This window comes from Bradyrhizobium nitroreducens (assembly GCF_002776695.1).
GTDB lineage: Bacteria > Pseudomonadota > Alphaproteobacteria > Rhizobiales > Xanthobacteraceae > Bradyrhizobium > Bradyrhizobium nitroreducens.
In genome coordinates this window covers 4,592,894-4,618,874 of sequence record NZ_LFJC01000003.1, presented here as the reverse complement: position 1 = coordinate 4,618,874, position 25,981 = coordinate 4,592,894, and the positions used below count along the sequence as shown (strand labels likewise).

Annotated in this window: 20 protein-coding genes, 1 tRNA gene and 1 pseudogene; 4 read left to right on the top strand and 18 right to left on the bottom strand. The window is 62.9% G+C overall.

From position 1 onward, the window contains the following. Positions 1-280: 280 nt before the first annotated feature. Positions 281-550, top strand: a complete 270-nt coding sequence (locus tag TSA1_RS38965) for a hypothetical protein (RefSeq protein ID WP_145984357.1) — start codon at positions 281-283, stop codon at positions 548-550. On the opposite strand, the gene TSA1_RS22280 is transcribed toward TSA1_RS38965, so the two are convergent. The 5 genes from TSA1_RS22280 to TSA1_RS22260 form a co-directional block, all read right to left on the bottom strand. After that, complete coding sequence (locus tag TSA1_RS22280) at positions 525-1,232, bottom strand: HNH endonuclease (RefSeq protein WP_145984356.1); 708 nt, start codon at positions 1,230-1,232, stop codon at positions 525-527. The genes TSA1_RS38965 and TSA1_RS22280 overlap by 26 nt on opposite strands. A 159-nt stretch (positions 1,233-1,391) precedes the next feature. Continuing rightward, on the bottom strand, positions 1,392-1,889 hold the full coding sequence (locus TSA1_RS22275; protein WP_100178202.1) for a hypothetical protein: 498 nt from the start codon (positions 1,887-1,889) through the stop codon (positions 1,392-1,394). A 419-nt stretch (positions 1,890-2,308) separates the two neighbouring features. Continuing rightward, positions 2,309-2,863 carry a DUF1488 family protein gene (locus tag TSA1_RS22270; protein WP_100178201.1) on the bottom strand — a complete coding sequence of 185 codons (555 nt, stop codon included), beginning with the start codon at positions 2,861-2,863 and terminating at the stop codon, positions 2,309-2,311. Between the two features lie 132 nt (positions 2,864-2,995). After that, positions 2,996-3,072: transfer RNA gene (locus TSA1_RS22265), tRNA-His, on the bottom strand. Between the two features lie 423 nt (positions 3,073-3,495). Then, positions 3,496-3,930: a phasin gene (locus TSA1_RS22260; RefSeq protein WP_100178200.1), complete on the bottom strand. Its 435-nt coding sequence runs from the start codon at positions 3,928-3,930 to the stop codon at positions 3,496-3,498. 675 nt (positions 3,931-4,605) lie between these two features. Between TSA1_RS22260 and TSA1_RS22255 the strand changes: the two genes are divergently transcribed. Further along, positions 4,606-8,040: a PAS domain-containing sensor histidine kinase gene (locus TSA1_RS22255; RefSeq protein WP_174719018.1), complete on the top strand. Its 3,435-nt coding sequence runs from the start codon at positions 4,606-4,608 to the stop codon at positions 8,038-8,040. Positions 8,041-8,173: 133 nt separating this feature from the next. Here the strand turns inward: TSA1_RS22255 and TSA1_RS22250 are convergent. The 4 genes and pseudogenes from TSA1_RS22250 to TSA1_RS40935 all read right to left on the bottom strand — a co-directional run bounded on the left by TSA1_RS22250 (position 8,174) and on the right by TSA1_RS40935 (position 13,913). Continuing rightward, positions 8,174-10,148: pseudogene (locus TSA1_RS22250) on the bottom strand (methyl-accepting chemotaxis protein). A gap of 154 nt (positions 10,149-10,302) precedes the next feature. After that, a complete protein-coding gene (locus tag TSA1_RS22245) occupies positions 10,303-11,859 on the bottom strand; it encodes an FAD-dependent oxidoreductase (RefSeq protein ID WP_100178198.1) in 1,557 nt (518 codons plus the stop codon). A 289-nt stretch (positions 11,860-12,148) separates the two neighbouring features. Further along, positions 12,149-13,321 (bottom strand): thiolase family protein, encoded by a 1,173-nt coding sequence (locus TSA1_RS22240; RefSeq protein ID WP_100178197.1) that lies wholly within the window; start codon positions 13,319-13,321, stop codon positions 12,149-12,151. Between the two features lie 118 nt (positions 13,322-13,439). Next, complete coding sequence (locus TSA1_RS40935; RefSeq protein ID WP_283814406.1) at positions 13,440-13,913, bottom strand: GntR family transcriptional regulator; 474 nt, start codon at positions 13,911-13,913, stop codon at positions 13,440-13,442. A gap of 241 nt (positions 13,914-14,154) precedes the next feature. On the opposite strand from TSA1_RS40935, the gene TSA1_RS38955 reads away from it, so the two are divergent. Then, the gene (locus TSA1_RS38955) at positions 14,155-15,156 is read left to right on the top strand and encodes an alpha/beta hydrolase family protein (protein ID WP_145984355.1); all 1,002 of its coding nucleotides are present in this window, start codon (positions 14,155-14,157) and stop codon (positions 15,154-15,156) included. Between the two features lie 82 nt (positions 15,157-15,238). Here the strand turns inward: TSA1_RS38955 and TSA1_RS22225 are convergent, their stop codons facing one another. Further along, positions 15,239-15,718 carry a MarR family winged helix-turn-helix transcriptional regulator gene (locus TSA1_RS22225; protein WP_100178195.1) on the bottom strand — a complete coding sequence of 160 codons (480 nt, stop codon included), beginning with the start codon at positions 15,716-15,718 and terminating at the stop codon, positions 15,239-15,241. A gap of 509 nt (positions 15,719-16,227) precedes the next feature. Between TSA1_RS22225 and TSA1_RS22220 the strand changes: the two genes are divergently transcribed. Continuing rightward, complete coding sequence (locus TSA1_RS22220) at positions 16,228-17,799, top strand: porin (protein WP_100178194.1); 1,572 nt, start codon at positions 16,228-16,230, stop codon at positions 17,797-17,799. A gap of 188 nt (positions 17,800-17,987) precedes the next feature. On the opposite strand, the gene serA is transcribed toward TSA1_RS22220, so the two are convergent. From serA to TSA1_RS22180, 8 genes are all read right to left on the bottom strand, one after another. Continuing rightward, the gene (gene serA, locus TSA1_RS22215; protein WP_100178193.1) at positions 17,988-19,577 is read right to left on the bottom strand and encodes a phosphoglycerate dehydrogenase; all 1,590 of its coding nucleotides are present in this window, start codon (positions 19,575-19,577) and stop codon (positions 17,988-17,990) included. 170 nt (positions 19,578-19,747) lie between these two features. Continuing rightward, the gene (locus TSA1_RS22210) at positions 19,748-20,920 is read right to left on the bottom strand and encodes a phosphoserine transaminase (protein ID WP_100178192.1); all 1,173 of its coding nucleotides are present in this window, start codon (positions 20,918-20,920) and stop codon (positions 19,748-19,750) included. Positions 20,921-20,999: 79 nt separating this feature from the next. Then, complete coding sequence (locus TSA1_RS22205) at positions 21,000-21,206, bottom strand: hypothetical protein (RefSeq protein ID WP_100178191.1); 207 nt, start codon at positions 21,204-21,206, stop codon at positions 21,000-21,002. 158 nt (positions 21,207-21,364) lie between these two features. Beyond that, a complete protein-coding gene (locus TSA1_RS22200) occupies positions 21,365-21,829 on the bottom strand; it encodes a GNAT family N-acetyltransferase (protein WP_100178190.1) in 465 nt (154 codons plus the stop codon). A gap of 16 nt (positions 21,830-21,845) precedes the next feature. After that, positions 21,846-22,436, bottom strand: a complete 591-nt coding sequence (locus TSA1_RS22195; RefSeq protein ID WP_100178189.1) for a glutathione S-transferase family protein — start codon at positions 22,434-22,436, stop codon at positions 21,846-21,848. A gap of 71 nt (positions 22,437-22,507) precedes the next feature. Beyond that, on the bottom strand, positions 22,508-23,368 hold the full coding sequence (locus tag TSA1_RS22190) for an outer membrane protein (RefSeq protein ID WP_100178188.1): 861 nt from the start codon (positions 23,366-23,368) through the stop codon (positions 22,508-22,510). Positions 23,369-23,536: 168 nt separating this feature from the next. Further along, positions 23,537-24,367 carry an outer membrane protein gene (locus TSA1_RS22185; RefSeq protein ID WP_100178187.1) on the bottom strand — a complete coding sequence of 277 codons (831 nt, stop codon included), beginning with the start codon at positions 24,365-24,367 and terminating at the stop codon, positions 23,537-23,539. A gap of 228 nt (positions 24,368-24,595) precedes the next feature. Next, a complete protein-coding gene (locus TSA1_RS22180) occupies positions 24,596-25,846 on the bottom strand; it encodes an MFS transporter (protein WP_100178186.1) in 1,251 nt (416 codons plus the stop codon). Positions 25,847-25,981 lie beyond the last annotated feature (135 nt).

The window sequence follows — 25,981 nt, the reverse complement described above, 5'->3', positions numbered from 1 at the left end:
CGCGGAAGCAGATCACTAACACTTCAACCAAACTGCGAAGCGGATCGCGATCTATTCAAGATCATTGGTACAGTTGGGTGGGTACTGCCAACAGCCAACTTCAGCTTTGAAAAACCTAGCGAATTTGCGCGTCCTTGTGCCGGCTTTGCACCAACGTTTTGTATTCCTTGGAAGCCCTCACCAGGAGCAAGCACGACCTGGATACGGGCTTGAAACTGAAACACGGTGGCCTCATCCTCTCCTCATGTGACGTTGAGATTCGTTAGCGCAAGAGAAGGCCATGTCTTGGATCAGAAAGGAAATCCTAGATCGTATCCCAGAGTTGCCTGGCCGAGTCGATTTTGACGATTGGGAAAAGGAACGGGGCCTCGTCAACCTTCTCTCAGTGAAGAAGAAGTCGAAGCCGTGGCTGCCTGCTGGAGTTTACAAGAGGGTCAAGGGCGGCAAGCTGTGCGTTTTAGATGTTGGTCGAACGCTGAAGGGGGTCGCTCCATCTGTCTGGCTGGAAAGCCCCAAGGTCCGCGTTAAAGCCCAAACACAAACGATCTAATTTCTGTCCGCGTGCGCTTCATTGAGCGCATCTTGGCTCTCAGGAGGTATGCCTGCGCGACACCGGAATCAATCAGATCGAACGCCGTCATCTTTGCTTCGAGAACGGACCCAAACCGCTTCTTTCCAGTCTTACCGTTCATGCAGAGCTTATAGTTCGCTCCCTCCGGAACAATCGATAGCGCAACGCCTTTCTGTAGGATTGAAGCCGTTCCGGATTTGCCCTCAGCCCAGCGGCAAGAGAACACAAAACGAGTGCGGCGTTTGATATGTCTGATTTGGGTGACGGCATAGTTGCTTGAGGTCAGGTGGTCGCAACAGTGCTCCCCAACCTCCATCGCCCCCCAATTCGAGTGATGAACAGGAAAGACGTAGCGAATAGCGGTGCCACAAAGCTCACACTCACCATCAAGACCGCCAAGGTCAACAAAATCGTCGAAGTGCTCCCACCCGGTTTGCGGCATGATCTTCCCATGCTCTTCAGCGTGGCACCCCTTGCACAATGCCTCGCATGCTTCGTACGGGTACTGCCAAGGCATGCGCTTCGGTAGGTAGATTTTGTGGTGGACCTGAAGCGTCACTCCGTCGTCAGGCCCGCGTTCGCACCGATTGCAAACGCCATCATGGAGACGAAGGACTTCAGCTCGGAAGGCACGCCATTCAGGCCGGTTGTAGTGCTTCATCGGAGCGTCCGCTGCGAATCAATCGTGGAGACCGGTTTGCGAGAGCGGAGCTTACCAACAGGGTCACAGTTATGAAAGCGCCCTTAGTGCCACGGCCATTACACTTCTACGGTCTGACGCTTCACCATTTTCAACTGCCCAGACCGCCACTTTGATCTTCTACACTGGAGAGGCCGCAGACTTCGCCAACGCACGATTAGCAAGGCGCAGCACAGCGGCCAATCTTCGGAGCGTACGCTCGCCTTCTATGGAGTTCGGTGCAATGAATATGTCTTGCAGACCAGCATATCGCAGAAAATGTTTGGAGTAGAGATTGCTCAGGGCTTTAACCTCTGCATCAAGCGCGGGGCGCAAGGGATGAAGGTGGTAGCCCTCGATTGCCGCACAGATGACCTTGTTTAGGTCGTGGCCGAGTTTTCTTTGGAGCTTGTCGTACTTTTTATAATCGAGAAACAACAGCAGCGCTTTGAGGATGATTTCGAGGCCCTGGCAGAGAAGGTGTAAGACCACGTATTCGTCACCTCCGTTTTTCCGCAGGAGAATTGACGCCCCCACAAAGCTTCGCCCTTTTGAATATAGGGCGCTGGCGATGAGCTTTCTTCCGTGGTCCGTCAGATTCGACGCACCAAATTCAACGGCAGCAGAGGCGACAGCCATTTAGCTTTGTTCCTATGCAAGTTTCGAGGTTGAAAGATAGAGGCATCGAGACGCAAACCCAAGCCATGCAATTCGGAATCCCTTCGATTCCAAAATGCCAATACTCACTCCGCAAGCTACCCTGTTACAAATTGATCTAACGTTCGTAGCGACGTTCTGTAACACGGAGCATCTAGGTGGCTGTTCCGGCACGACATCCGCGCAGCACTGGCCGTCTAAGCGCTGTACTCACTCCATCTACCGCTGCCTTCTTCGGCGAGCCCCTAAACGAGGCGTTCAGCGAAGCGCTCTGCGAGATGGTCGATACGGTGTTCTCGGCGGAGGGCAAAGTGCCGCGGCTGGGGGCGAGGAAGTAGGCGGCGGACGCGTGGGCGGTCTCCATGAGGTCGCTCTAGCTCCGCCGCCGTTGCTCTAGGCGATCATATGCAGCGAATGTCGGGAAGATACTTATCTTCTACGTCAATGTTGCGGATCACGATGGTGCCGTTCTCGATATCATTGGCGTCAAACTTCCGCTGGGCGACTTCATAGAATGTCGACGCGTGATCTTGGAAATAGTTCAAGACGTTCTTGAACGGGCTAGACGGCACTCGGTCGTCTAGTACTTCCCGACTGAGGAAACAGCGAACAGGGCGGCCAGTCCTAGTGTGGAGGGCGAAATGCAACCCCCAACTATCTGGCATCGGAACAGCATTTGTGATCGGCTGAAGCTGCGACGCGTTAATCAGCTTGACCATCTCCTCGTCGAAATATTTGATCGTCAGCCACTGGCCTTGCGCATATTCGTGAATCTCGCGCCAGATGCCCGGCGGGATGGGATCTTCGCCGGAGGCCCACCGGCGCATGGTCCGATCGGCGACATTAGTCAATTTGGCGAGTTCCGCCTGCCAGGAAGAGCCGAAAAGGACTTCGCCAACTTGGCGAAGCAAAAGCGACTCAGCGGTGGGGCGGCTTTGGGGGATCTGTGACGTCATTTGAAGAGGACCTTTCGCCCAAGTTCGAGTTCGGACCGGGACAACTCCACGGGCCAAAAATAATATGGGTAATACTAGGCCGCGTTTTCAAGTGCTGAACTGCGCGACCCCGCAATGTCTGCATGCTGGAACTGGTACAGTTGGGTGGGCTCGAACCACCGACCTCCTGTTCCACAGACAGGCGCTCTAACCAACTGAGCTACAACTGCATCCTTGCGAGCCGCGCCTTGGGGGCCTGAAAAGGCATTGCCGAGGGGGCTGGACGGGGCGGAAACTAGGTGCAACGGCCCGGTTTGGCAAGGCCGCAATGGGGTGAAAAACCGGGTGAAATCACCGGTGGTGCGGAGAAATCGCGCTTGATGGCGGGCATCACCGGTTGGGCTCCCCCTCCTCCGCTCGCGGAGGAGCTTACCCGCGTATGCCTCCGACGCTTAGGCCGCTCAAGCTTCCACATCGTCATGGCCGGGCTTGTCCCGGCCATCCACGCCTTCGTGCCGCAGCTGAGAACGTGGATGCCCGGGACAAGCCCGGGCATGACGACCCTCGTGGCTATCAGCATACCCAAGCGCTGGAGGCGACAAAAAACCCGGGCACTTGGCCCGGGTTTCGCGCATTCAAACCTGCCTCAGCGCTCAGGCGGCGGGCGGCATGTACTTGGAGGCGCTGGCCTTGATCGGCTCGGCGGTCTCGGCGGCGACGCGCTGGGTGAGCTCGACCAGCTCCTTGGCCTGGGACTGCAGGGTCTCGAACTGCTTGCGGGTGTGGCCGGTCCACAGCTCCAGCGCTTCCGCCGGCGACTTCAGGCCGAACAGCTGCTGGGCGAAGTCCAGCTGGGCGCTGGTGTTGGCCTTCATGAATTCCACCAGCTTGGCAGTGTACTCGCTCGCGCCCTTGCTGGCGGAGGTGAACACGGCCTCGACCGTGCCGTTGTGGCTCTCGGCCGCGTCCTTGAACTTGGCGTAGTTCTCGCGGGCCTGCGCGGCGCCCTTTTCGGCGAACGCACGCATCTGCTCGGGGACCTCGAACGGAATGATCGAGGCAGAAAACGGATCAGTCGCACCTGTCATGGTCGTCCCTCACGATAATGAAAAAAATGGAGTGAGCCTTCTGGCGCGCCCGCCGGCCAACCGGGGCCTTGTCTTCGCTTTCAAGACTGGCGGGAACGGAGACTGGAAACGCGAAACAAACGAGATGGCTCGCCCAGCGCCAGCATTATTGCTGCCTATCATGTCAAGATTGTGCAGCGCAACGCGTCAGGGGCGTGCATTGCGAAATTTAATCTCGGTAAGGGTGAGGTTCCCCGGCGGGGGAACCGGGGGTTGAGGGGGGGGGCTGGCGGCCGAAGTCGTGCGACGTAAGTGGTGCCCATCCTCCCCTGGAGGGGGAGGATGGGTTCGCATGAAGCAAAGCGCAATGCGAACCGAGGTGGGGTGACGGTCCCTCCATGGCGCACACTGTGCGAATGGAAAGATCACCCCACCCCGGCTCACATCGCTGACGCGCTGCGAGCCGACCCTCCCCCTCCAGGGGAGGGTAAGAAGCCGCCGCGGATAGACTCCGAATCCCTTGGATGCAGCCGGGCGGCGGCTTGCGGGGGTGGCGGGTTAAGGTTATCGCGGCTTTGGGGACCCTCGCGGAGGGGGACCCGTGGACCTGCGCGCGGACGCGGGCGATACTAACCCTTTCTTAAGGCTGTCATTCCGGCAGCCGCCAGCTTCATGCGTGAGACACAAGCCGGTCGGATGAAGAGTTCGGATTTCCAGTTGCGAGGTGTGGGCGATCCCCGGCTGGCCGTGCATGCGACCTCGCAGCTCGCGACCTGGCTGTGGTCGATCGACGGCGCCCGCGTGCTGTGGGCCAATCCGGTCGGCGCGAGACTGTTCGGCGCCGCGCATGGCGCAGCGCTCGCGGCCAGGATTTTCGGCCCCGCCGACCCCCATCGCCGCCAGGTCGCCCGGCTCGCGCGCCAGCTGCCCGCGAACGGCACCGTGCGGCTCGAACGCCTGCGCGGCTTCGGCGCCCGGTTCGGCACGCTGATGACCTGCGCCTGCAGCCGGCTCGATTTTGCCGACGGCGGGCACGCGGTGCTCGTCACCGCGATGGACCCGGGCTTGCGCGCCATGCCGCTGATCGAGCGGCTGCATCGCCTGGTGGAAGGCGCCGACATGCCAATGGCGGCGTTCGCGCCCGACGGCCTGTTCGTCGGCGCCAGCGAAGCCGCCCGCACCCTGCTCGGCTTTCGCGATCTCGGCGAGGCCGGGCTCGAACAGGCGCGCAACGATGCGCTGCGCGAGGGCCGCGCCGAGATGGGAATCGGGATCGGACAGATGGTGCTGCAACGGGTCGGCCGGGGCGCCGATATCGGCCTGATCGCGCTGATCGAGCCGGCCGCCGCTGCCCAGGCAAAGCCCGCCGAGGCCGTGCCCGAGAGCACCGCGGATGATGTGCGTGAGGCGCCGGCCGAGCCCGCGCAGCAAGCCGTGATCGTGCCGAGCGAGCCGCCGCCACCGCAGGACGGATCGGCGGGGATAGCAATGTTCGATGCGTTCGCCGAGCCGGCTGAAGCAACCGGGACGCTCGCGTCCGGAGCGCAGGACAGTGCGACGGCCGAGCACGCGACCGGGGAGCCTGTGGAAGGGCCCGTTCGCGAAACCGCTCACGAGCCGCCCGACCAGAGCACCGCCAGCGCGGCAAAGACTCCGGTTGAAAACCCGCATCCAGCCATCGTGTCGCCGCAGGCGGCGCCGATCACGCCCCCCATGGTCGAGCCGCCGTCGGGTCCCACAGAACCGCCCGCACCGCGTCAGCATCCGCTGCGTTTCCTCTGGCAGGTGGATGAAGAGGGCCGCTTTGTGCTGCTCTCCGACGAGTTCATCCACCTGATCGGCGCACACACCGCGGCCGGCTTCGGCCGCCCCTGGCACGAGATCGCCGCGGCGTTCTCGCTCGATCCCGATGGCCGCGTGGCGCAGGCGCTGGCCAGCCACGACACCTGGGCCGGCATCACCGTGAACTGGCCGGCCGACGGCGGCGAGCATCTGCCGGTCGAGCTTGCGGGCCTGCCGGTCTACGACCAGTCGCGCAATTTCGCCGGCTTCAAGGGCTTTGGCGTCTGCCGCGATCTCGACGCGCTCAACCGGCTCGATGCGCTCAGGCGCTTCGCGCTGTCCGCGGAGCCGCCGGCGCAGCACGATCCGACCGCCGATGTGGTCGAGGCTGAGCCCGAGCCGGTGGTGGAGGCGCCGCCTCCGCCGATCGAGCCGCCTGAAGCCGAACCTTCGCCCGAGCCCGCAGCCGAAACACCCGAACCCACCAGCGACGCGAATTCACACCCAACCGAGCCGGACACACCAGTGGAAACGCCCGTCGAAACCCCTCTCAATGTCGTGCCGTTCCGCCCGCACGGCGATGCCAGGTCACTCAGTGATCAGAGATCGCCGACGCTGACGCCGGTCGAGAACAGTGCGTTCAACGAGCTCGCCCGGCAATTGTCCGAACGGCTGGAGCGCGAGCGCGAGACGATCGCGGCCGATGGCGCCGAGCCCGCGGCGGAGATCGAGCCCCCGGCGCCCGAGCCCGCGCCGCCGCAAGCCGCGGCCGAATGGCTGGCCGAGCCCGCCCCGCCGCCACGCGGGACGAGCGCGCGCGACCGCACGCTGCTCGATCTGTTGCCGACCGGCATCCTGATCTATCGGCTCGACCGCCTGCTCTACGCCAATCCCGCCTTCCTCACCCGCATGGGCCATGCCAGCATCAACGCGCTGGAGGATGCCGGCGGGCTGGATGCGCTCTATGTCGAACCGGGCGTGTCCGCGGCGAGCAGCACCTCGCAAGGCGGCACGCCCGTCACGATCAGCGCGACGATTGCGAACGGCGAGGCGCCGCTTGCGACCACGGACGCGCATCTGCACACGATCGACTGGGACGGCGAGAGCGCGCATGCGCTGATCTGCGCGCTGCCGCAGGCAGCCCCTGTCGTTGCGGCTCCTGCGATCGCACAGACCCTCGTCACCGAGACCGTCGTTGCCGAGTCCCTTCCCTACGGGCCCGAGCTTGAGACCGCGGCCGGCGAAGCGGAGGCGGAAGATCTCGCCGCGATCCTCGACACCACCGCCGAGGGCATCGTCATGTTCGATGCCGAAGGCAACATCCACGCCTGCAACCGCAGCGCCGAGGCGCTGTTCGGCTATGACGGAGAGGCGCTGCTCGAGCAGAACCTGGTGACGCTGTTCGCGCCCGAGAGCCAGCAGATCGTCCTCGACTATCTCGAAAGCCTGAAGAGCCAGGACATTGCGAGCCTGCTCGACCACGGCCGCGAGGTGCTGGGGCGCGAGAAGAAGGGCGGCGTCATTCCGCTCGCGATGATCATGGGCCGCACCCGGCCGGACGGCCCGAACTTCTTCGCCGTGTTCCGCGACCTCTCGCAGTCCAAGAAGGGCGAGAGCGAGCTGACGCAGGCCCGCCGCCTCGTCGACGGCGCTGCCAACGCCAAGGCCGACATGCTGGCGCGGATCAGCCACGAGATCCGCACGCCGCTCAACGCCATCATCGGCTTTGCCGAGGTGATGATCTCCGAACGCTTCGGCACGCTCGGCAACGAGCGTTACGGCGAATACATGAAGGACATCCGCGCCTCCGGCGAACGCGTCATCGCGATCATCGACGATTTGCTGGAGCTGTCGCGGATCGAGACCGGCAAGCTCGACCTGAATTTCGCGAATTTGAACCTCAACGACCTCGTCGAAGCCTGCGTGACGGTGATGCAGCCGCAGGCCAATCGCGAGCGCATCATCATCCGTACCTCGCTCGCGCATGCGCTGCCGCAGGTGACGGTGGACGCGCGCGCGATGCGGCAGATCACCATGAACCTGATCTCGAACTCGATCAGGCTCGCCAGCGCCGGCGGCCAGGTGATCGTCTCGACCGCGATGACCGACCGCGGCGAGATCGCGCTTCGCATCCGCGACACCGGCCATGGCCTTTCCGAGCGCGAGGTTGCCGCCGCGATGGAGCCGTTCCGCACGCCGCCGCCCGGCGATGCCGAAGACAATGCGGCGCTCAGCCTGTCGCTGACGAAGGCGCTGGTCGAAGCCAACCGCGCCCGCTTCAACATCAAGAGCGCGGCCCACGGCACGCTGATCGAAGTGGTGTTTTCGCCTGTCGTGGCGGGGGCGTAGGGGAAGTCGCTCAAGCCGTCATTCCGGGGCGCGCCTCTTGGCGCGAGCCCGGAATCCATCGGCCCGCAGCAATGGTGGTGCAATGGATTCCGGGCTCGTCGCTTCGCGACGCCCCGGAATGACGGCCGAGTGATTATGCCGCGCGCACGGTCTCCAGGAACCGGCTGACCTCGATCTTCAGCCGGTTGCTGTCGTTCGACAAGGACTGCGCCGCGGACAGCACCTGCGAGGAGGCGGATCCCGTCTCGGTCGCGCCCTGGCGCACGCTGGAGATGTTGGCGCTGACCTGCGTGGTGCCGGCCGCCGCATTCTGCACGTTGCGCGAGATCTCGCTGGTCGCGGCGCCCTGCTCTTCCACCGCGGCCGCGATGGTGGAGGAGATCTCGGACAGCCGCTCGATGGTGCCGCCGATGGTCTTGATGGCGCCGACGGAGTCCTGCGTGGCGACCTGGATGCTCGAGATCTGCTGGCCGATGTCGCCGGTCGCCTTCGCGGTCTGCTCGGCCAGGGCCTTCACCTCCGAGGCCACCACGGCAAAGCCGCGCCCGGCCTCGCCGGCGCGCGCGGCCTCGATGGTGGCGTTCAGCGCCAGCAGGTTGGTCTGGCCCGCGATCGCATTGATGAGCTCGACGACGTCGCCGATGCGCGCGGCCGCCTTCGACAATTCGCCGACGCGATCGTTGGTCTGTCCGGCCTGGGTGACGGCCTCGTCGGCGATACGCGCGGACGCCTGCACCTGGCGGCTGATCTCGTTGACGGATGCCGTCAGCTCCTCGGCGGCGGAGGCGACCGACTGGACATTGGTCGCCGCCTCTTCGGACGCGGCTTCGACCAGCGTGGCAAGCTCGGTCGACCGGCCGGCGGTCGTGGTCAGCGACGTCGCCGACGCCTCGAGCTCGTTGGCGGCCGAGGACACGGTCTCGACGATCTCGCCGATCGCGCCTTCGAAATCGTCCGCCATCCGGATCATGTCGGCGCGGCGGCGCTCGGCGGCGAGCTTGTCCTGCCTGATCTTCTCCTCGGCTTCCTCGCGCGCCTTCCGCTCGGCATTGATCTTGAAGGTCTCGACGGCTTGTGCGATCTCGCCGATCTCGTCGGCACGGCCGAGCCCCGGCAGCACGATGGCGAAATTGCCGTTGGCGAGCTCGATCATCGCCGCCCGCATCGCGGTCAGCGGCTTCGACACCGAGCGGCCGATGAAGATGCCGAGGCCAAGCACGGTGGATGCGATCAGCGCGATCGCGACCGTGATCCACCATTGAACGGAATCGCGCTCGGCGTCATTGAGACGATCGGCCTCGACGCGGATCGCCTCAACCGATTTCGAAACCTGCTCGATGACGGGCTCTACCGCCGAGAACGCTTCCGACATCTCCTTGAGTTCGACCGCGAGCTTGAGCGCCGTCTCCATCCACGCCGAGACGTCGCGCTGGTAATCGGAGAGCTTCTGCTTCAGCTCGACCTTGGTGCTGTCAGGAATGGTCGCGATGTCGAGGGCGGCCACGAATTCCGCCGCGCGCTTCCTCATGTCGTCGCGATACTTGGCGTCGCGGCGCAACATGAAATCCTTCTCATGCCGGCGCATCATCAGCATGATCACCTTGAGCTGCGAATTCTGCAGCTCGTCGACCTGGCTCTCGATGCCGTGGACGGAGCCGCGCAAGCGGCCTTCGAGCCCGGACTTCTCGTCGAGGCCAAGCTTCTGCCGTTCCTCGACAACCCCGACGAAGCGCGCCTGATAGGTCTTCAGCGAGGCGTTCATTGCATCGATCCGCGCGGCCAGCTCGGGCTTGCCGAGCACCGCGATTTTCCCCGCGCAACGTCTCGATGTCGGCGGCAACCTCCTTCCCGATCTCGACCTGGCGCTGCGCCTTGGCGGCATCGCTGCGCAGCAGGAAGTCCTTCTCGGCGCGGCGTCCCTCGAGCAGCTCGACGGCGATGCGGCTGTTCAGCTCGAACACCGTGCGCGCGTTCTCGGCGGCGTCGCGATAGACGCTCATCGCGCGTTCGCCATAAAGGTGGATGCCGCCGATCAGGACGACGCCGACGACGCCAATGACGCCGATTGCAGTGATCTTGTGAGTGAGCCTGAGCGAGAAGAGCCGCATCGAGTTGCCGGAGCTGGTGGTGGCCGATGCGGTTAATGAAGCGCGAATGCGTAAAACCTTCCGTTAATTTGCGGGCACGTATGAATACGTGCATTTGTCACAATACTCGCCTTTGTGCACGATGGAGTGCACAACGGCAGTTGCACCGCAACGCTTAGCCGGTGCAAGGCGGGCCGAACCATCGCGAGGCGGCCTCAGCAGCCTCCTTTTCACCGGAGGCGCCGTCACTGGCCCATGCGACAAAGCCATCGGGGCGCAGCAGCGCGGCGCTAAGACCCAATCGGTTCCTTGCGTCACCGGCCACGTAGACGATGTGCCCGTTCCAGCGGCCGGCAAGCGCGGCCAGCGACGCACGCACATCGAAGTCCAGCAAGATCCCCTTCGCACGTCTGAGGCGCTCTCCGACCGTCGTCCCGTCACGCAGCTCGAAATCGGGAGCACTGCGGCCGACCAGCGGATGGCTGCCGCCAAGATCGTAGCGGAGCGACACGCCACGGACGCGTTCGGCGAAATAGGTCACGCCGTCGCGGGTCGCGACGAGATCGGCGATGATGCCCCTGAGTGCGCGCGGGCCCGGCGCCGGCCGCATGATCGCGACCTGCGCCCGCGACCAGTCGAGGATCTCAGCGCCGACGGGATGCCGCTCGTGCGAATAGCTATCCAGCAGGCCGGCCGGTGCCGATCCGCGGATGGTCGCCGCCAGCTTCCAGCCTAGATTCATCGCATCGCCGAGGCCGAGATTGAGGCCTTGCCCGCCCAGCGGCGAATGGATGTGGGCAGCATCGCCCGCGAGAAGCACGCGCCCCCGGCGATAGCAGGAGGCCTGATGCGCCCGGTCGGTCCAGGTCGCCGCCAGCCGAAGCGCCTTGACGGTGACATCGGTGCAGGAGACGCGGCGCAGGACGCTCTGCACATGTTCGCGCGTGAGCGGCGCGGTCCGGTGAAAGGCACCGCCGTCGAAGTCCACCATCGCGATCGTTCCCGGCTGGGCATAAGTGTACATGCCCGCCGGCGTGTCGTTGCGGCCCGCATGGAGCTTCGCGGGGTCGGCGAGCTCGACCTCGATGGAATAGCCGGTGAATTCGGGATCGGTGCCGACGAAGTCGAATCCGCCCATCTTGCGCACCGTGCTGCGGCCGCCGTCGCAACCGACGAGCCAGCGGCCGCGGAAAGTCTCCCCCGCCGCATGCACCGTCACGTCCTCGTCCGAAGCGGCAAAGGCAGTGACGCCAAAGCCGCGCCGGATCTCGGCGCCCAGACTGCATGCACGCGCGGCCAGAACGGTTTCCAGCGTTTGCATATCGACGGCCACCGCGGCATCGGCCGGCGTCGGCAAGCGCCAGGGCCATTTCGCGGCATCGATGTCATCCTGAAAGAACTGGAGGCCGGCGAAATGACCGGCGGGCCGTCGCGCCTGCTGCATCCAGTGCGCCGCACTCCTGATCGCGCCGGAGCTCGCGCGTTGCGCTGCCACGATCTCGTCCAGCAAGCCGCGCCGGTGAAAGGCTTCGCAGGTCGGGATCGACAGGCCACGCAGGCCGAACGGGAGTTGTTTCAGCGCCGAATGCGGATCCTGCGCCTGCTCCAGCACGAGGACCGAGACACCGGCGAGCCGCAGCTCGCACGCGAGAAACAGGCCGACAGGGCCCGCGCCGGCAATAATGACGTCGTGGAAATGCGAGGGTTGAGAAATCGAGAAGTGATCGCGCATGAGACGCTCCTGTGGTCGATGTTCGACCGGAGCGTTCCCAGCGCTTGAGAATCACACGGACGAACAATTGAACGCCCGCATGGCGTCCGCTGTTCGTCGTGGGGATCTCGTGCACGAGGCCAAAGACCAGAGCTTTCGTGACCGAAAGGATTTGGGCTTACCAGACCAAATCTGCCTTTTCCGACGGGGGCTGTATAATTTCCCAGCGAGGGATGCGCAATGAAAAAGGCACGGCGCCCGCGACGCCGTGCCTTTCCCATTCACGTGGCCTTGATCGGCCTGATCTTGCTCAGCTGTAGATCTCGAACAGGCCGGCGCCGCCCTGGCCGCCGCCGATGCACATGGTCACCACGCCCCACTTGGCCTTGCGGCGAGCGCCTTCCTGCAGCAGATGGCCGGTGAGACGGGCGCCGGTCATGCCGAAGGGATGGCCGATCGCGATCGAGCCCCCATTGACGTTGTACTTGGCGGGATCGATGCCGAGCTGGTCGCGGCAATACAGGCACTGGCTGGCGAAGGCCTCGTTGAGCTCCCACAGATCGATGTCGTCGATCTTGAGGCCGGTGCGCTTCAAGAGCTTCGGAATCGCGAACACCGGGCCGATACCCATCTCGTCGGGCTCGCAGCCGGCGGTGGCCCAGGCCACGAAGCGGCCGAGCGGCTTGAGACCGCGCTTCTCGGCGTCCTTGGCTTCCATCAGCACCACGGCGGCGGCGCCGTCCGAGAGCTGGCTGGCATTGCCGGCGGTGACGAACTTGCCCGGGCCCTTGACCGGCTCGAGCTTGGCAAGGCCCTCCAGCGTGGTCTCGGGGCGATTGCATTCGTCGCGGTCGACGACATAGTCGACGATGCTCTCCGCCTTGGTCTGCTTGTCGACGACCTTCATCTTGGTCTTCATCGGGACGATCTCGTCCTTGTACTTGCCGGCCTGCTGCGACGCCGCCATGCGGCGCTGCGATTCCAGCGAGAACTCGTCCTGGTATTCGCGGCTGAGCTTGTAGCGCTCGGCGACGATGTCGGCGGTGTCGATCATCGCCATGAAGATGTCGGGTGCGACCTTGAGCAGTTCAGGATCGATCGATTCCTTCGGCGTGCCGCCGCCCGGCATCGAGATGCTCTCGACGCCGCCGGCGACGATGCAGTCGGCGCCGTCGGAGCGGATCGAGTTGGCGGCCATCGCGATGGTCTGCAGGCCCGAGGAGCAGAAGCGGTTCACCGAGACGCCGGCGGTGGTCTTCGGCAGGCCGGCGAGCAGCGCGGCCTGGCGGCCGATGTTCGGCGCGCCATGGGCGCAATTGCCGAGATAGCAGTCCTCGACATAGTCCTTCTCGACGCCGGCGCGATCCACGGCATGCTTGATGGCGTGCGCCGCGAGCGACATCGGCGGCGTGATGTTGAATCCGCCGCGGCCGGATTTCGCCAGGCCGGTGCGCGCATAGGAAACGATGACGGCTTCACGCATTTTCTTGCCTCCCTTGAAGGTACGTTGGTGACAGCTCGGAAGCAGTCTTCGTACACATGGGGACGCAAGGCAACAGAAATAGGCAGCAACAAATACCGCGCTGCGGAACGACCCGATATCATCGCCTGCCGCTCGACAGCCGTATCTTGATAGCTCCGTAGAGTGCGCTGGCGGCAGGCGACAGCGTGTCGTTGCGCCGCCGCACCAGGGCGATCGTGCGGTACAGGACCCGATCGACCAGCGGCACCTCGACCAGGCCGGTCGCGACTGAGGTCGCGTTCATCGCCGCGAGCAGGATTGCCGCGCCGACATTGTCGCTCGCCAGCGCGATCGCGCTCGGCGTGCTCTCGACCACGAAACGGCCTCGCGTCTCCAGCCGCGGCCCTGACGAGCTGCGTTTCGACGATGCGGCGGCTGCCGCTGGCGCCGAGGTTCGAGAAGAGGACGAAATTCCATCAGCTCTGGTGCGATCGCTCGATAGATCCGAGACGAAACAACCGCGGTTGTGATGGAGGACGGCGAGCCCTTGCGAAACCAGAACCTTGAGCGCCTCGCGCACCGGGGTATGGCTGACGCCGAACTCGGCCGCGATCTCGTCCTCTCTCCGCTGCAGATCGCGTCCCGAAGAGAGTCGACGATCATCTCCGTACTGCCTACGGCTCGCAGAGCATAAATAGGAAATAGCTCGCTAAAATTGGAAAAGGACCGAACATCTTCGCTCCTCATTTCGGACTATCGCTGAGCTCTAGAGCGCGTTCGACCGAGGTTTCAAATCGAATAGAGAAAGTGGGTCGGCTATGGACGACGATTGGTGGCTACAGGGATCGTTGAGCATGGCGAACGCCAACCTGGCTGCCGTGCGAAACAGCGCTGCTGTGTTTCTTGAGGGGCTGTCGGCTTGCACTTCCGATAGGCGAGAGCGTTGGACTCTCGAGTGGATAACTGTCGGTGATCGATACCATGCATCTGCCGAAGCCGCCTTCGAGAACAACCTGCGAGATTTAGCCATTGAATTATGGCTTTCCGCACTCACTGCATTCGAGGTGGCGAGGCAGCTCGCCTGTTCGGAGAACCCAGCCGGCGTAAATGTTTCTAACGCGATCGAGAGAAGTTTTACTGCCCTAAGGTCTTGTGCACCTCAACAAGTCGAACGGGTAGAGATCGAGCTTTTCGATCGCGTGTATTCCGTCGGCTATTTTTGCCCGACGGCACACCACGAACGACCGGGACCTGTGGCAATTGTTATTAGCGATGAGGAGTCCTCTCCCGAGGCAGTGGTAGCTCGCCTATTACCTGCCGTAAATAATCGTATCTTGTCGCTTATGGTTGTCAGCGGTGAAGATGTATCGAAGCATCGTATGCTCAAACCCGAGGCCTTCTTGGCGATTTGGCTAGACTATTTGCAATGTCGACCGGACGTTGACGCCGACCGAATGGCTGTCGACGGCGAGGGAATGGCCGCAAGTTATGCGACGTGCATAGCCGCATCCGATCGCAGGGTAGCGGCAGCAGTATGCGATGGCGGCCTCTGGGCTTCGCTCCGTCATCGAGCCAACGTGGCCTGGATGACCGGAGTTTGGGATTTGGTCAGCGAGAGCGCGCGAACGTCCAGTCTGCCGTTGGTGCACCGAATTCCGTGCCCAATTTTCATTGTTGTGGGTGGCCGAGGGCCGCTCGACGAGCAAAATGCGCTTGAATTTAAAGCAGGCTGCAAGCTTGCTGGATGGGACTGCTCTGTCGTGGTATCTCAAGTCGCAGGCGAAGTTGAAAACTTCGTCATAAACGACGACCTTACCCTCGACTGGCTCGAACAGAAGCTGCAATTACGTCGGTAAGTCCGTCCTTGGACTTGTAGAAGAGCAGCTGGATTGAAAAGCTGTAGTTCTCCCCTACGTCTGAGAGGTGACGGTTTCTTGCTCAAGCAATATCTATGGCTAGTAGCCGGGATGCCAACCTGCCATTTTTCGCAATAGCCGCTAAGGACACATTTAGCTCCGCCAGGGATTTCTCGTCGAATTCGTTGAACATCGTCGAATTGAGAGCGAGCTTTCTCTTTGCGAGTTTAGCAAGCTCCGTCTTTGCTTTAGCCGTAAGTGACATCAAAACGTAACGCCCGTCGTCTGCACGGGGCTGTCGTGAAAGCAGTCCGCGCTTCTCGAGGCTCTTCGTTTGGTTGGTGACGAATGGCTGATAGAATTGCAATTTCTGCGCGATGTCCACACCTGCGACACCGCGTCCATCATCTAGCTCTTCGACCGCCATCAAGATCAACCATTGCGGCTCGGTTATTTGGAGGAGCTCGGCCCAGCTTTTGTGGATCTCCTCTAGGTGCGAGTAGATCTCTCTTATGTTCCAAATGAAGTCCTTGATTGCTCGGTCAGGCTTCTTTTCGGTCATGTCAATTCCGACGTGTAGGGAGGGCGGCCGCGAGGTGTTCTAGCTAGATTCTTCCGGCCCGTCTCCAATGTTTCCAGAGTTCATCGAGATGGCCCATGCTGTCCTTAAGCACCTGCCGGCCTGATTGTTGACAAAAGTACTTAATTATCATAATCACATTGGTGTTTAGGAGCGCTTCTTAAATACCACGCAACTAAACCTCCAAAGAAACCCCCGGGGTGCCCACCGGGGGTTTCTCGCGTTCAAATGCCTTAAATTTCCGAAACTTTCAGCAAAAGTCGCCGCGTGGCCCATCGGCAACAGGCCGGCAGGGACGTGTGCTTATGGAAGATAATTAATTGCAGTAATTAATTTTCGGGATTACGTAGAGTGGGTGCGATGGAGGGGGACACCTCGAAGTCGTTTCCGTTCCGCATCCGGAGATCGGATTCGAGCGGACTGCCAATTGAGGAGGGGCGCGCTTCCAAAGCGTAAGGGCTCCGCCAATACAAACCTGGAGGGTAAAGCAAATGAAGTTGACGAAGGGCCTTTTGCTCGGTTCGGTGGTGGGGCTGGTCGCGGTTGGCGGAGCGCGGGCGGCCGATCTCCCTTTGAAGGCCAAGCCGGTCGAATACGTGAAGATCTGCTCCCTGTACGGTGCGGGTTTCTTTTACATCCCGGGCACCGATACCTGCATCAAGCTGGGCGGTTACCTGCGCGTTGATCTCGCGCTGAACACGAACTCGGACTACAATGGTCAGTTCACCTCGGCCAACGGTGCGCGCAACCGCCTGACGAACTACTACACGATGCGCGCTCGTGAAGATCTCAACATCGACACGCGTACCGCGAGCGAATACGGCGTCATCCGTACCTTCTTCGATGGCGTGTTCTCCTGGACGACCGGCAACTATTCCGGCAGCGGCAGCAGCACCGGCTCCACCGTCTATAGCGGTAACCTGGGCCTCAACACCTCAGGTACGACGGCTTCGCTCGTCGGTTCCTCGGTGAACGGAACCGATGGCAACACCTCGGCCGGCTCGCTCGGCGTGTACTATGCCTTCATCCAGTTCGCCGGCTTCACGATGGGCAAGGCCGTGTCGCAGTTCGATGCACCCTGGACCAATTATCCCGGCAACAACTATGACGGTCTTGTCGGCGGTAGCGGCACGGTCACTGGTGTGACGCAGTTGGCCTACACGGCCGACTTCGGACAGGGCGTGACGGCAGCGCTCTCGGTTGAAGATGCGACCGCCTATTATCAAGCGGGAAATATCAATATGTCCGGCGCCTCTTCGGCTGGGATTCTTGGCGGTTCATACGGCTCCAACGACACCGGCGGTAGCCGTTCGCCGAACCTGACAGCTATGGTCCGCGTCGATCAGGCCTGGGGTCTGTTCCAGGCGTCGGTGGCTGCGCATGACAACCACGTCGCCTATTACGGCGCGACTGAGACGACCGGGCATCCCGACGACAAGTGGGGTTGGGCGATTCAGCTCGCTCTGTCGATCAAGAATATCCCGACCGGTCCGGGTGACGTGATCAACATCTCGGGCGTCTACACCGACGGTGCAACCCGTTACAACTTCCAGAATCTGGCGGGTAGCAGCTACTCGATGTTCGGTAGTTCAAGCAGCGCCTACGGCAGCATCGGCTTTGCTTCTGCCCCGGACACCGTGTTCGTCACTGGGAGCCAGCAGGAAACCGTCAAGACCTGGGGCTTCCGTGGTGCCTACACACACAACTGGAATCCCTCCTGGAACACCGCGCTCTACGGCGCTTACGCTCAAGCCCAGTACGGCACGCTCGCCAAGACCACGATCTGCGGCGCGAATGGCAACGGTGGCGTGTTCGGTTCGCTCGCCGGCGTTACCGGATGTAACCCGGACTTTGCGATTGGCCAGCTGGGTATCATCACCCGCTGGACTCCCGTCAAGAACCTGACGTTCTCGGCGGATCTCGCCTGGACCCATCTCGACCAGAAGTACTCCGGCACAGTAAACGCCTCCGCCTTCGGCGTGCAGGGCAAACCTGCGGCGACCTATGAATTGAAGGACCAGGACACCTTGACTCTGCTCCTGCGCGCTCAGCGCAACTGGTAAGTTCGGTCTAGCGGACCAGACGGAAGAGCCCCGGCGGGAAACCTCCTGGGCTCTTCTTCTGCGGATACCATTTGAATTTCGTCTCAAGAACCCACTCGCGACGCAATCCTGTCGACAATCCGGCGCGGCTTTATGGGTTCGACCGCTGACGCTACCGCAGTAGCGCCAGCGCGTTCCGCCAATAGACCTCAGAACGTCAGCGCCTTGGCCTGCTTGACCTGCGGCAGGGCCTGCACCTTGGCGAGCAGGTCGGCCGGCACCGCGCCGTCGACCTCGACGAGGGCGATGGCATCGCTGCCGGGCGCGACGCGGCCGAGATGGAAGGTGGCGATGTTGAGCTTGGCGTCGCCGAGCAGGCTTGCGAACCTGCCGATGAAGCCCGGCTTGTCCTCGTTGGTCACGTAGATCATCGACTTGCCGAACTCGGCGTCGACCCGGATGCCCTTGATGTCGACGAGACGCGGCTTGCCGTCGGCATAGACGGTGCCCGAGACCGACCGCTCCTGCCGCTCGGTGGTGACGGTGACGGTGATCAGGCTCTCATAGTCGCTCTGGGCGGCGCGGACGATCTCGTCCACCACCATGCCGCGCTCCTTGGCGATGACGGGCGCGGACACCACGTTGATCTCGCCCAGCATCGGCCGCAGCAGGCCCGACAGCACGGCCGAGGTGATCGCCTTGATCTTCATCTCGGCGACGTGGCCCTCATAGGTGATCTCGACCTTGAGGATGCCGCTCTCGGTGAGCTGGCCGGCAAACGAGCCGAGCTTCTCGGCGAGCGAGATGAACGGCTTCAGCTTCGGCGCTTCTTCCGCTGTGATGGAGGGGAAGTTGACCGCGTTCGAGATCGCGCCCGTGAGCAGGTAGTCCGACATCTGCTCGGCGACCTGAAGCGCGACGTTCTCCTGTGCTTCCGTGGTGGAGGCGCCGAGATGCGGCGTGCAGATCACGTTGGGATGGCCGAACAGGACGTTCTTGGTCGCGGGCTCCTCGACGAAGACGTCGAAGGCGGCGCCGGCGATGTGCTTGGAGTTGAGCGCATCGACCACCGCCTGCTCGTCGACCAGACCGCCGCGGGCGCAGTTGATCAGGCGCACGCCCTTCTTCATCTTGGCGATCGCGGCCGCGTCGATGATGTTCTTGGTCTTCTCGGTGAGCGGAGTGTGCAGCGTGATGAAGTCGGCGCGCTTGAGCAGATCGTCGAGCTCGACCTTCTCGACGCCGATGTCCTTGGCGCGCTCCGGCGACAGGAACGGGTCGAACGCGACCACCTTCATGCGCAGGCCGAGTGCGCGGTCGGCGACGATCGAGCCGATGTTGCCGCAGCCGACGACGCCCAGCACCTTGCCGGTGATCTCGACGCCCATGAAGCGGTTCTTCTCCCACTTGCCGGCCTGGGTCGAGGCGTCGGCCTGCGGGATCTCGCGGGCCAGCGCCAGCATCAGGGTGATGGCGTGCTCGGCGGTCGTGATCGAATTGCCGAACGGCGTGTTCATCACGATGATGCCCTTGGCCGTCGCGGCCGGGATCTCGACATTGTCGACGCCGATGCCGGCGCGGCCGATCACCTTCAGCTTCGCCGCCTTCTCGAGGATCTTGGCGGTCGCCTTGGTCGCGGAGCGGATCGCGAGGCCGTCGTAATTGCCGATGATCTCGGCAAGCTTGTCCTTGTCCTTGCCGAGATTGGGCTGGAAGTCGACCTCGACGCCGCGATCCTTGAAGATCTGCACGGCAGCGGGCGAGAGGGCGTCGGAGATGAGAACTTTGGGCTTGGTCATGGGATGTCTTCCTTCACACCCTCCCCTGGAGGGGGAGGGTCGGCGCGAAGCGCCGGGGTGGGGTGAAGCTGCAACAGAGAAAATCGCCGGTGCGCCGTGTGGAGAGATCACCCCACCCCGCCGCACCTGACGGTGCGTCGACCCTCCCCCTCCAGGGGAGGGTCAGAACATCAGGCTGCCTTGGCGAGCTGCGCCTTGGTCTCGGCGAAAGCCCAGTCGATCCACTGCGTCAGGATCTCGACGTCCTTGGCCTCGACGGTGGCGCCGCACCAGATGCGCAGGCCGGCCGGCGCATCGCGGTAGTAGGCGAAGTCGTAACCGGCGCCTTCCTTTTCGATCAGCGCGACCAGCTTCTTCGAGAACTCCGCCTGGGCGTCGTCCGAGAGCGAGGTGATCGCGGGATCGGTGAACTTCAGGCACACCGAGGTGTTGGAGCGGATCGAAGCGTCCTTGGCCAGGAAGTCGATCCACGGCGTCTTCGCCTTCCAGTCGGCGAGCACCTTGGTGTTGGCGTCGGCACGCGCAATCAGCGCCTTGAGGCCGCCGATCGACTTGGCCCAGTTCAGCGCGTCGAGATAGTCCTCGACGCAGAGCATCGACGGCGTGTTGATGGTCTCGCCGACGAAGATGCCTTCGTTGATCTTGCCGCCCTTGGTCATGCGGAAGATCTTCGGCAGCGGCCAGGCCGGCTTGTAGGTCTCGAGGCGCTCGACGGCGCGGGGCGAGAGGATCAGCATGCCGTGCGCCGCCTCGCCGCCGAGCGCCTTCTGCCAGGAGAAGGTGACGACGTCGAGCTTGGCCCAGTCGAGCGGCTGCGCGAATGCAGCCGAGGTGGCGTCGCAGATGGTCAGGCCTTCGCGGGTCGCACTGATCCAGTTGGCATCAGGCACGCGCACGCCGGAGGTGGTGCCGTTCCAGGTGAAGACGACGTCGCTCTTGGGATCGACCTTGGAGAGGTCGGGGATTTCACCATAGGCTGCGTTGAGCTTGGTGACGTCCTTGAGCTTCAATTCCTTGACGATGTCGCTGACCCAGCCTTCGCCGAAGGATTCCCAGGCGAGCGTGGTGACGGGCCGCGCACCGAGCAGCGACCACAGCGCCATCTCGACCGCCCCGGTATCGGAGGCCGGCACGATGCCGATGCGGTAATCGGCGGGCACTTCAAGCACTTCGCGAGTCAGATCGATCGCCAGCTTGAGCTTGGTCTTGCCGACCTTCGCGCGATGCGAGCGGCCGAGCGCTGCGTCCTTGAGATTTTGGGCGTTCCAGCCGGGGCGCTTGGCGCAGGGGCCGGAGGAGAAATGCGGCACGTTCGGCCGCGAAGCGGGCTTCGCTACAGTCATAGTCTACCCTTCCAGATAGTAAGCCTCCCGTTGGGGGGAGGTGTCCCGCCGCGGCTGATACGGGAAACGGGTAGTTCAGTCAAGGAAGTTCCGGGGCTTCACGCGCGAGTGATGGCGCCTCGGGGGCAATATCCGGTGATTCCACCACGGCAAGCGCATTCAGCAAGTCCGTGGCATCGCTGATCAATTGCGCGGCCCGCCGACGGCTGCCGACTTTCAAAATGCGTTTGTCATTGGCCAGCACGACGTAGTCGTTGCCGACCTTGATGATGGAATAGCTTGTCATCGAAATCCCCGAACCGACCGAGCTCGGTGCCCGACGCTGCCCTAGCACCGTTCGTTCCCCGTTCAACATGAACGACAGCTGGGTAGTTTACCGGCTCTTAACATGAACGAACGCGCGATCCGATTTCGCTGTTCGAGCAACGGGCGCGGGATGCTGGCTCAAAAGCGGACAGTCATACCGACGTGGCTGCCTGTGAATCCGAGCCGCTTGTAGAAGCGTTGCGCGTCGACGCGGCTCGCATGCGTCAGCAGCTCCACGAGATTGCAGCCACGCGCCTTCGCTTCCGTCACCGCCCATTGCACCAACTGCTCGCCGATGCCGCGGCTGCGGCAATCGGTGGCGACACGCACGTCCTCGAGCAGACCGCGCACGCCGCCTTGCGAGCTGATGCCAGCAAGGACGGCGAGTTGCAGGCAGCCGACCACCCTGCCCTCGCTCTCGGCGACGACGAGCGTCAGGTTCGGATCGCGCTCGACGCGCTCGAATGCCGCGTAATAAGGCGCGGGCAGCGGATCCTCGACGCGCTCGCGGGCGCGCCCGAGATGGTCGTCGGCGAGCATCGCCACGATCGCCGGAACGTCCTCGCGGCGCGCGGGACGGATCGAGACGGACTTGTCGTTCATACGGGAAACTCCGGAGTCAGCGTGCCGGCGGCAGACCGAGAATGGCCTCGACTTCGTCAATCCAACGGCGAAGCGAAGCGTACCGGCCGAGATCGAAGCCGCCCTCATGCGCCACGCGGGTATAGGCGAGCAGCGAGATGTCGGCGAGCGATACCGCCTCGCCGGCAAAGAAGCGGCTGGCTGAAAGATGCTGCTCCATGCGGTCGAGCGCCGCATAGCCGCGCTTGACCTTTTCCGGATCGAGCTCGGAGGCGTCCTTGCCGAGATAGACGAGAAGGAAGCGGCACACCGCGATATAGGGCTCGTGGCTGTATTGCTCCCAGAACAGCCATTCGTCCATCTTGGCGGCCGTGAAGGCGTCGCGCGGGACGAGTGCGCTGTCGCGGGCGAGATAGCGGATGATGGCATTGGACTGCGCCAGCGTGCGGCCGTCGTCGAAGGCGACGGTGGGCACCTGGCCGGCACCGTTCATGGCGAGGAATTGCGGCGTGCGGGTCTCGCCCTTGCGGGTGTCGACCTCGATCCACTGATAGGGCAATGCGAGCTTGTCGCACACCCACTTCACCTTCAGGCAATTTCCGGAATTGCTGTCGCCGTAGATCTTCATCGCTCCGCCCCGCTGTGGAGCGACAGAGCATCAGGACGACGCAGCCGTGTCAACCGGCTGCAAACGCGGGCCTAGAATTTGTAACCGGCGCCGACGCGGAAATTGTTCAGGTTGACGGAGATGTTCTTGGCGTTCGAGAAGCCGACATGCTCCCACTCGCCGCGCAGGATCACGCAGTCGAGCAGCGCGTATTCGATACCGATGCCGCCCGTCCATCCATAGATGAAGCTGTTCACGCGCTGCTCGGTCTGCGTCATCGTGCCGGAGCCGATGGTCGTACGCGTCGTGACGCCGGTGTTGGGATCGGTGAAGTCGTCGTATTTCAGATACGACACCGTCGCGAACCTCGACACGTCGGCGCGTCCGATCGCAAGGCCGCCGAACGCATAAGGCATGAAGTCTCCGCCGGACCAACCAATCCGACCGCGGAAGGTCGCATAGTCCTTGAGCTGCAACGCAGCGCCGCCGCCGAGAGTCGTGTTGTAGGTGTAGAGGTGATTGGTCGGCGCGGTTTCACCGGCGATCAACCGCGTCATGGAATCGCTTGCGGTGCTGCCGAGATTGTTCATGTAGCTGTAATTGGCTTCAACGCCCATCACGGCGTCGTAGAACTGCCAGTTGCGACCGACATACGCACCGAACCCCGTGGCCTGGACGTGGTTCTTCGGCAACAGCGACCACCCTCCAACCGGAGCCTGCAGGATGCTGTCGCGCAGCATGAAATCCGTCATCGATTTCGGCGCGCGACTGAAGTCCATCTCGGTCGTGGCATATCCAAACTGACCGCCGACGTAGAAGCCATCCCAATTGACGGAGGACTTCGACAGACCGTCGGTAAAGCCGCCGCGCAGGATCGGCAGATCCGGCATGTCAGCCGCGTGCGCGGTAGACACCGTCCCCAACATCACCGCCGCCAACAAAAGCCCACGCATCGCAACGCTCCATCGAACTCGAACTTTCGCTCGTGATCATGGCTCGTTAACCTTAACCAATGGTTGCGTCGGGCGCCTTCGTCGCTACTCGCCATGAAAAATACGCAAAGCAAAACGGCGCGGGATGCTCCCGCGCCGTTAAGAAGTCCTAACCGATGAGGCCGACGATCAGCCCTTGGTGACCAGCGGCGGCGGCATGTAGGCCGGCGGGCTGTTGAGGTCCCAGCGCACGCCGAGCTTGATGTCGTGCGAGGTGAGCTCCTTGATCTTGATCGAGGTCGGGCCGGAAGCGCTGTTGTCGAACAGGCGGTAGTTACCGGGCGCGGCGTCGCCGAGGTTCATGTAGCTGTAGGCCAGTTCGACGGTGAACCCGGGATTGACCTTGTAGGCAAGACCGGCGTGAGCGGCCCAGGCGAAATTCCACTTACCGTTGTCGGCGAAGTAGGCGACGCTGTTGTTGAGCAGCGGGTTGTAGGACACGCCGTCGTCACGGAAGCCGCTGATCTTGTTGTACGAGCCGCCGACACCGGCACCGATGAACGGGGTGATGCACCACCAGGTGCCGAGGTCGACATAGGCGTTGGCCATCACGACCCACTCGGACTTGCTGCCGCTGTAATTGTTGACGCCGACGAAGCCGGGGCCGACGACGTTGTCGCTGCCGTGCAGATTGGATTTGCCACGGTACTGGCCGATCACGTCGGCGCGGAACCAGTTGTTGAAGCGATAGCCGACGCCGAGATCGAACAGCCCAGCCGAGTCGAAGCCGAGGCCTTCCGTCGACTTCGAATATCCGGCCGGCAGGGCGCTATCGATGCGCTTGGCGCTCTGATTGGTCATACCGACGTCACCGCGCAGATACCAGCCGCCGAAATCGGCGGGCGGAGCGGGCGGCGCGTACATCGGAGGGGGCGGGGCGATCGGCATGTCGGCGGCGAACGCCATCGACGAGATCAGGGTTGCCGCACCCGCGGCAAGGAGAGACATAACGCTACGCATTGGCTTCGTCCTTATGGCCGGTGAGGCTCAATACGATCGCCTCACGTTCTGGAAACTCACGGACGGGACGATGCCATCAAATGTTTAAGCGCCACTTAACCCTAATTTTTAAGGTTGATTTTTTCTGACTGCTCGCGCGGACGGATGGAAAGCGTTGCAAAAACGCATCGCCTCGCGCCAGCAATTGCTAACGATGTGTGAAGCTGCGCTGCAACGAGAGAGGAAAAATTAACGCACGTGCCGCGGCAGCTTGGGCAGGAACACCGCAAGCAGGCCGATCGCCGGCAGATAGGCACAGACCTGGTAGACGAACTCGATCGAGGTGTGGTCGGCGAGCTTGCCGAGCACGGCGGCCCCCAGCCCTCCGATGCCGAAGGCGACGCCGAAGAACACGCCCGAGATCATGCCGAAGCGATGCGGCACCAGTTCCTGCGCGAACACGATGATCGACGACGTCGTCGAGGAGATGATGAGGCCGATGACGACGCTGAGCACGGCGCTCGCATGGAGGCCGGCATAGGGCAGCGCCAGCGTGAACGGCAGCGCGCCCAGGATCGAGATCCAGATCACGATCTTGCGGCCGAAGCGATCGCCAAGAGGACCGCCGAAGAACGCACCGACCGCATTCGCCGCAAGGAAGATGAAGAGATAGATCTGGGCGGCCTGGGTCGACACGCCGAAACGGTCGATCAGATAGAAGATGTAGTAGCTCGACAGGCTCGAGACGTAGAGCTGCTTGGAGAACAGCAGCGCCACCAGCACGAGCAGCGCGAGCACGACGCGGCGCGAGCTCGGCGCGTCGGGATGGGCCTGAACCGCCGCCGTCTTCCTGGCCTTGATCTGCGGCGCATACCAGCGACCGATGCGCCAGAGGATGAGAATCGCCAGGAACGCGATCGAGGAGAACCAGGCGATGCTGCCCTGCCCGAACGGCACCACGATCAGCGCCGCCAGCACCGGCCCCATCGAGGTGCCGAAACTGCCGCCGAGCTGAAACACCGATTGCGCAAAGCCGTAGCGGCCGCCGGAAGCGAGCCGCGCGATGCGCGCCGATTCCGGGTGAAACACCGCCGAGCCGAGGCCGACGAAGGCCGCCGCAACGAGAATGACCAGGTATTGCTGCGCGACGCTGAGCAGCAGCAGGCCGAAGAAGGTCGAGGCCATGCCGATCGCCAGCGAATAAGGCTGCGCCTTCTTGTCGGTGTAGTGCCCGACCACCGGCTGCAGCAGCGAGGCCGTGAACTGGAAGGCCAGCGTGATCATGCCGATCTGCGCGAAGTCGAGCGCGTAGGTGTCCTTCAAGATCGGATACACCGAGGCGATCAGCGACTGCATGGTGTCGTTGAGGAAGTGCGAGACGCTGATGCCGGCGAGCACGACATAGGCCGGCCCCGCTGCCTTGGCAGCGGCGGGCGCGACGTCGGCGACGACGACGGGCTCGGTCAGCGTTTCCTCTGAGACGACGACAGGCTTGTTCAACGCAGCATCCCGGCGCGGCCGATTGCCGCGACCTCGTAGGTACGATGCAGGCGGCGGAGGAACCAGCGCCAATCGCAAATGGCTGGGATGCGCTCTTCTGCCCCTCTCCCCTTGTGGGAGAGGGTGGCTCGCCGC

Excerpts from the sequence above, each read along its gene's own strand:
- TSA1_RS38965 (WP_145984357.1), top strand. The coding sequence starts at position 281 with ATGTCTTGGATCAGAAAGGAAATCCTAGATCGTATCCCAGAGTTGCCT.
- TSA1_RS22280 (WP_145984356.1), bottom strand. The coding sequence starts at position 1,232 with ATGAAGCACTACAACCGGCCTGAATGGCGTGCCTTCCGAGCTGAAGTC.
- TSA1_RS22275 (WP_100178202.1), bottom strand. The coding sequence starts at position 1,889 with ATGGCTGTCGCCTCTGCTGCCGTTGAATTTGGTGCGTCGAATCTGACG.
- TSA1_RS22270 (WP_100178201.1), bottom strand. The coding sequence starts at position 2,863 with ATGACGTCACAGATCCCCCAAAGCCGCCCCACCGCTGAGTCGCTTTTG.
- TSA1_RS22260 (WP_100178200.1), bottom strand. The coding sequence starts at position 3,930 with ATGACAGGTGCGACTGATCCGTTTTCTGCCTCGATCATTCCGTTCGAG.
- TSA1_RS22255 (WP_174719018.1), top strand. The coding sequence starts at position 4,606 with ATGAAGAGTTCGGATTTCCAGTTGCGAGGTGTGGGCGATCCCCGGCTG.
- TSA1_RS22245 (WP_100178198.1), bottom strand. The coding sequence starts at position 11,859 with ATGCGCGATCACTTCTCGATTTCTCAACCCTCGCATTTCCACGACGTC.
- TSA1_RS22240 (WP_100178197.1), bottom strand. The coding sequence starts at position 13,321 with ATGCGTGAAGCCGTCATCGTTTCCTATGCGCGCACCGGCCTGGCGAAA.
- TSA1_RS38955 (WP_145984355.1), top strand. The coding sequence starts at position 14,155 with ATGGCGAACGCCAACCTGGCTGCCGTGCGAAACAGCGCTGCTGTGTTT.
- TSA1_RS22225 (WP_100178195.1), bottom strand. The coding sequence starts at position 15,718 with ATGACCGAAAAGAAGCCTGACCGAGCAATCAAGGACTTCATTTGGAAC.
- TSA1_RS22220 (WP_100178194.1), top strand. The coding sequence starts at position 16,228 with ATGAAGTTGACGAAGGGCCTTTTGCTCGGTTCGGTGGTGGGGCTGGTC.
- serA (WP_100178193.1), bottom strand. The coding sequence starts at position 19,577 with ATGACCAAGCCCAAAGTTCTCATCTCCGACGCCCTCTCGCCCGCTGCC.
- TSA1_RS22210 (WP_100178192.1), bottom strand. The coding sequence starts at position 20,920 with ATGACTGTAGCGAAGCCCGCTTCGCGGCCGAACGTGCCGCATTTCTCC.
- TSA1_RS22205 (WP_100178191.1), bottom strand. The coding sequence starts at position 21,206 with ATGACAAGCTATTCCATCATCAAGGTCGGCAACGACTACGTCGTGCTG.
- TSA1_RS22200 (WP_100178190.1), bottom strand. The coding sequence starts at position 21,829 with ATGAACGACAAGTCCGTCTCGATCCGTCCCGCGCGCCGCGAGGACGTT.
- TSA1_RS22195 (WP_100178189.1), bottom strand. The coding sequence starts at position 22,436 with ATGAAGATCTACGGCGACAGCAATTCCGGAAATTGCCTGAAGGTGAAG.
- TSA1_RS22190 (WP_100178188.1), bottom strand. The coding sequence starts at position 23,368 with ATGCGTGGGCTTTTGTTGGCGGCGGTGATGTTGGGGACGGTGTCTACC.
- TSA1_RS22185 (WP_100178187.1), bottom strand. The coding sequence starts at position 24,367 with ATGCGTAGCGTTATGTCTCTCCTTGCCGCGGGTGCGGCAACCCTGATC.